The 4682-nt window shown below is 48.8% G+C and carries 4 protein-coding genes and 4 tRNA genes; 1 reads left to right on the plus strand and 7 read right to left on the minus strand.

Translation table 11 applies throughout. The annotated features are described in order from the left end of the window. The 5 genes from GTPT_RS01615 to GTPT_RS01635 all read right to left on the minus strand — a co-directional run. On the minus strand, window positions 1-163 hold a 163-nt coding region (locus GTPT_RS01615; protein WP_038010722.1), incomplete at its 3' end, for a GTP-binding protein. Between the two features lie 124 nt (window positions 164-287). Beyond that, a tRNA-Thr gene (locus GTPT_RS01620) sits at window positions 288-363 on the minus strand. A gap of 5 nt (window positions 364-368) precedes the next feature. Then, window positions 369-443 (minus strand) — tRNA-Gly (locus tag GTPT_RS01625). Window positions 444-633: 190 nt separating this feature from the next. Beyond that, window positions 634-718, minus strand: a tRNA-Tyr gene (locus tag GTPT_RS01630). Window positions 719-728: 10 nt separating this feature from the next. Then, a tRNA-Thr gene (locus tag GTPT_RS01635) sits at window positions 729-804 on the minus strand. 550 nt (window positions 805-1354) lie between these two features. Between GTPT_RS01635 and coaA the strand changes: the two genes are divergently transcribed. Further along, on the plus strand, window positions 1355-2308 hold the full coding sequence (coaA, locus tag GTPT_RS01640) for a type I pantothenate kinase (RefSeq protein ID WP_025901701.1): 954 nt from the start codon (window positions 1355-1357) through the stop codon (window positions 2306-2308). A gap of 53 nt (window positions 2309-2361) precedes the next feature. Here coaA and birA read toward each other — a convergent pair whose 3' ends face one another. Continuing rightward, window positions 2362-3330: a bifunctional biotin--[acetyl-CoA-carboxylase] ligase/biotin operon repressor BirA gene (gene birA, locus GTPT_RS01645; protein WP_025901702.1), complete on the minus strand. Its 969-nt coding sequence runs from the start codon at window positions 3328-3330 to the stop codon at window positions 2362-2364. Continuing rightward, window positions 3327-4364 (minus strand): UDP-N-acetylmuramate dehydrogenase, encoded by a 1038-nt coding sequence (gene murB / locus GTPT_RS01650; protein ID WP_025901703.1) that lies wholly within the window; start codon window positions 4362-4364, stop codon window positions 3327-3329. The genes birA and murB overlap by 4 nt, the downstream gene beginning before the upstream one ends. Window positions 4365-4682: the final 318 nt, after the last annotated feature.

Raw genomic sequence — 4682 nt, forward strand, 5'->3', positions numbered from 1 at the left:
CCGGCGCGTTATCGATCTGCGCGAAGTCACGTGCAGCACCGCCGTAGTGTTTAGCCAGTACGGTAGTGATTGCTGCAGTCAGAGTGGTTTTACCGTGGTCAACGTGGCCGATAGTACCGACGTTAACGTGTGGTTTGTTACGTTGAAATTGCTCTTTAGCCATTAGATAACCCTTTTAAAGCACGGATAAGTCGGTGATATGATCACATCAACCAGGATTCAGGATGCCTGATAAAAAATGAATTATTTAAGTGAACAGAAATTTCAGGAGAGGAGATATAAAGAAGTGGTGCTGATACCCAGAGTCGAACTGGGGACCTCACCCTTACCAAGGGTGCGCTCTACCAACTGAGCCATATCAGCACATCTGGAGCGGGCAGCGGGAATCGAACCCGCATCATCAGCTTGGAAGGCTGAGGTAATAGCCATTATACGATGCCCGCATCCTGGAACTCTTGCTACCTGATATTTCTGTAGCTTTTGAATAACAAGATGGCTCTCTTATTATTCGAGTCTGCCAGATAAACTGACCGACTTTCGACTGAAACTTCCAGCCTACACTCGGGGTGATAATTATGCTCACCAGGCTGTGATAGCGTGTTGCTTCACATTTTTCCCTGCCAGAGGCAGAGATGGTGGTGGGAGAAGGATTCGAACCTTCGAAGTCTGTGACGGCAGATTTACAGTCTGCTCCCTTTGGCCGCTCGGGAATCCCACCTTAACTTGAATGGTGCCGACTACCGGAATCGAACTGGTGACCTACTGATTACAAGTCAGTTGCTCTACCTACTGAGCTAAGTCGGCATCAAGTTGAGGCGCATTTTAGGGGGCACCGCGCCAGGATGCAACAACAAATTTTAATTTTTTTTCTCTTCGCTTACTATTTATTCAAAACAAGGCTTTTTCCGGTTTTACTGTCTAAATCGACAACAAATAGTGGTGATTATTTGCGCTTTATTTGAATTTTGCCGGGAGTATGACGTTTGATGATTGCCGGGTGAACCTAAAATCTTCCTGTTTTTTGACGCACGATAACCGGAAAAAATTTACTTTTTTTGCGTCAGCCGAATTGATTGCTTATAAAACAAGCACATTGCTGGCAATTTTTCTGTGGAATGGGTCACTAAAAGGATCATTACTGCCTATTATCCTGCTTATTTTTATCCAGAAGCCTTCTGCGATACGAAATTTCTCCGGCCCGACATCTTTTGCTTTTTCCCGGAACCCTTCTGGTGTTAACCTCCAGCCTGCTACCTCATTATTACACTATTTCATCACGGCTGCAGTTCACCCTACTGCTCTATGTCAGTCAGTCGATGATGGACCGGATAAATTTGTCGTCAGATGTCGGAATATGAGTAAAAAAAATTTGTCACTGGCTACCTCCCCCTACTTATCGTTCACCCGTGAACAATGGGCAACCCTGCGCGATTCGGTTCCCATGACATTAACCGGTGAGGAAATTGCCCGGTTAAAAGGGATTAATGAAGATCTTTCTCTGGAAGAAGTGGCAGAAATCTATTTGCCGCTTTCCCGTCTGCTGAACTTTTATATCAGCTCGAATCTGCGCCGCCAGGCGGTGCTGGAACAATTCCTGGGAACTAACGAACAGAAGATACCCTATATTATCAGTATTGCCGGCAGTGTCGCCGTCGGCAAAAGTACCACGGCCCGGGTATTGCAGGCCCTGCTGAGTCGCTGGCCGGAGCACCGGAAGGTTGAGTTAATCACGACAGATGGTTTTCTTCATCCCAATGCGGTACTGAAAGAACGCGGATTAATGAAGAAAAAAGGGTTCCCGGAATCCTATGATATGCACAAACTGGTGAAATTTGTCTCTGACCTGAAATCGGGAGAACAGCAGGTGACCGCACCGGTCTATTCGCATCTGATATATGATGTGATCCCCGATGGCGATAAGCGGGTGACACAGCCTGATATTCTTATCCTTGAAGGGCTGAATGTATTACAAAGCGGAATGGATTATCCCCATGATCCTCATCGTGTTTTCGTTTCTGACTTTGTCGATTTTTCTATCTATGTGGATGCCCCGGAAGAATTACTCCAGCGCTGGTATATCAACCGCTTTCTGAAATTCCGCGAAGGAGCGTTCAGCGATCCCGACTCCTACTTCCATAACTACGCACGTCTGGCGGAGTCTGAAGCCACAGAGATCGCTTGCGGATTGTGGAATGATATTAATGGCCGGAACCTTCAGCAAAATATTCTGCCGACCCGTGAACGGGCCAGCCTGATTTTAGCGAAAGGTGAAAACCATGCCGTGCATTCGGTACGGCTAAGAAAGTAGTCGCGACAGACTGACGGGGAAAGGCAAAGCTCAGCTATCCCCGTCCTCCCCTGTTAAGCCTGAACCGGACGCAGGGAAATCTCTCCCCCAACCCAGCCGGTGATTTCACCTTCCTGTTCCAGTAATAATCCACCCCGGCTGTCAATCCCCCGGGCGACACCATGGATCTCCCGCTCACCTATCACCAGTTTTACCGGGCGGTTTATAAAGTTATCCAGACTTGCCCAGCGGTCAATGAAAGGTGCCAGACCTTCGGTTTCGAACAGAGTGAGTGCTTCACGCATTTTATTAATCAGTGCGACCGTCAATGCATTACGGTCTATCGTGATCCCGGCTTCCTGCAGGCTAATCCACTGCTGGTTAACCACACTGTCATCGACATTACGCATCATCAGGTTAATACCCGCGCCAATCACAATATGAGCCACATCCCCGGTCTTGCCGCTCAGCTCGACCAGTATCCCTGCCAGTTTCCTGTCATTAAGATAGAGATCATTCGGCCACTTTACGCGAACATCTTTCGCACCGGCAGACTGTAATGCTTCAGCAATGACTATCCCCACCACCAGGCTTAATCCCATGGCCGCGGCTGGCCCTTGTTCAAGCCGCCAGTACATCGACATATATAGATTGGCACCAAAGGGTGAGAACCACTGTCTGCCGCGGCGCCCGCGACCGGCTTGCTGATATTCTGCGATACAGGTATCACCGGAGCGAAGGTCACTCATACGTTCCATCAGATACTGGTTGGTGGAATCAATAACCGGTATGACCTGAACGTCACCGCTCCCCCGGACACCGGCCCGGATAGCATCATCATCTAATAACTGTAGTGCGGCGGAGAGGCAGTAACCCTTGCCGGTAACGGTATAGATATCGATACCCCAGTTTTTGAGTGTATGAATATGCTGATTGATCGCCGCCCGGCTCATACCCAGTTTTTCACCGAGCTGTTCACCGGAGTGAAACTCGCCATCAGAGAGCACACGGATAATTTTCAACGGTACACTGTAATCTTTCATGAGATCACTCCGACAGCATCACATTCGCCGAGTGAGTCAATAAAACGCACTTCGGGCTCGAGCCAGATATTAAATTTATCCCCGACACACTGCCGGACATGTTTCGCCAGGCCGACAATATCCTGTGGCGTTGCCTGGTTATCATTAATCAGTACCAGGGCTTGTAAACTGTGTACCGCAGCACCACCCAGCTTATACCCTTTTAACTGGCATTGATCGATAAGCCATCCTGCGGCGACTTTGACTGTTCCGTCAGCCTGTGGGTACCGGGGGAGCCCCGGATATGTCGCCAGTAACCGGTGGCTAAGTTCTTCGGTGATCAATGGGTTTTTGAAGAAACTCCCGACATTTCCCTGAACGTTAGGGTCAGGAAGTTTGCTCTTTCTCATCTCACAGACGGTATCGAAGACCTGCCGGGGGGTGACAGTCGCGGCATCCATCCGGGTTAAATCACCGTAAGTCAGCACAGGTTTCCACTGTTTACTTAGCCGGAGACCGATTGCCGTCACCGCATAGCCCTGACAAAGTTCATGCTTGAAGATACTGTCACGGTAACCAAACCGGCACTGCGCCTTCTCAAGACGAAACTCTCTGCCGGTCGTCAGTTCTGTGACATCAACATAGTCACAGATATCTTTGAATTCGACACCATAAGCACCAATATTCTGGATAGGCGCGGAACCTGCTACGCCAGGAATCAATGCCAGGTTTTCGGTGCCGGCGATATTATGTTGTAAACACCAACTGACCAGCTGATGCCAGTTTTCACCGGCACCAACGTGCAGGAGATAGCTGTCTTCGTCCTCAGACAATGAAATACCTTTGATCTCATTAACTGCGACGACTCCCCTGAAATCACGGAGGAACAGCACATTACTTCCCCCTCCCAGTAACAGAAAGGGCTTATTTACTGATCGGCTGTAGTCCCATGCTTTCCTGAGATCGGCAGAGCTTTCTGCCCGGATGATTTCGTCAGCGTGAATATCAAGGCCAAGCGTATTGAAGGGCTTTAAAGAATGGGTTGGGTTAGACATATCCTGACCTTAACAAAATTATATGCCCGATAGTTTACCTGATATGCCGGTGAGTTTTGAGACTTTCATCGGTGAGGGTAAGCCGCAAGCAATATATAGCAGCGAAAAAGCGTAAAGGTCAGTCTGGCAATGGCCCGTAAAATCAGAGTTCGCCCCAATGCTCCTTGTGGGTCATAAAGATATTTTAACGAGTTACTGGTATTTTTCTCTTCGCTGTCCCTCAAACGTTATCGGGCGTAAGAGCGGATATGTAAGGTCCGGAGAAAGAACGGGGAAACACCTCAAATGAATACGCTGCCGGATGCCCCCTTTTCCCGA

Origin of the sequence: Tatumella ptyseos ATCC 33301 (genome assembly GCF_000735525.1) — a bacterium.
Lineage (GTDB): Bacteria > Pseudomonadota > Gammaproteobacteria > Enterobacterales > Enterobacteriaceae > Tatumella > Tatumella ptyseos.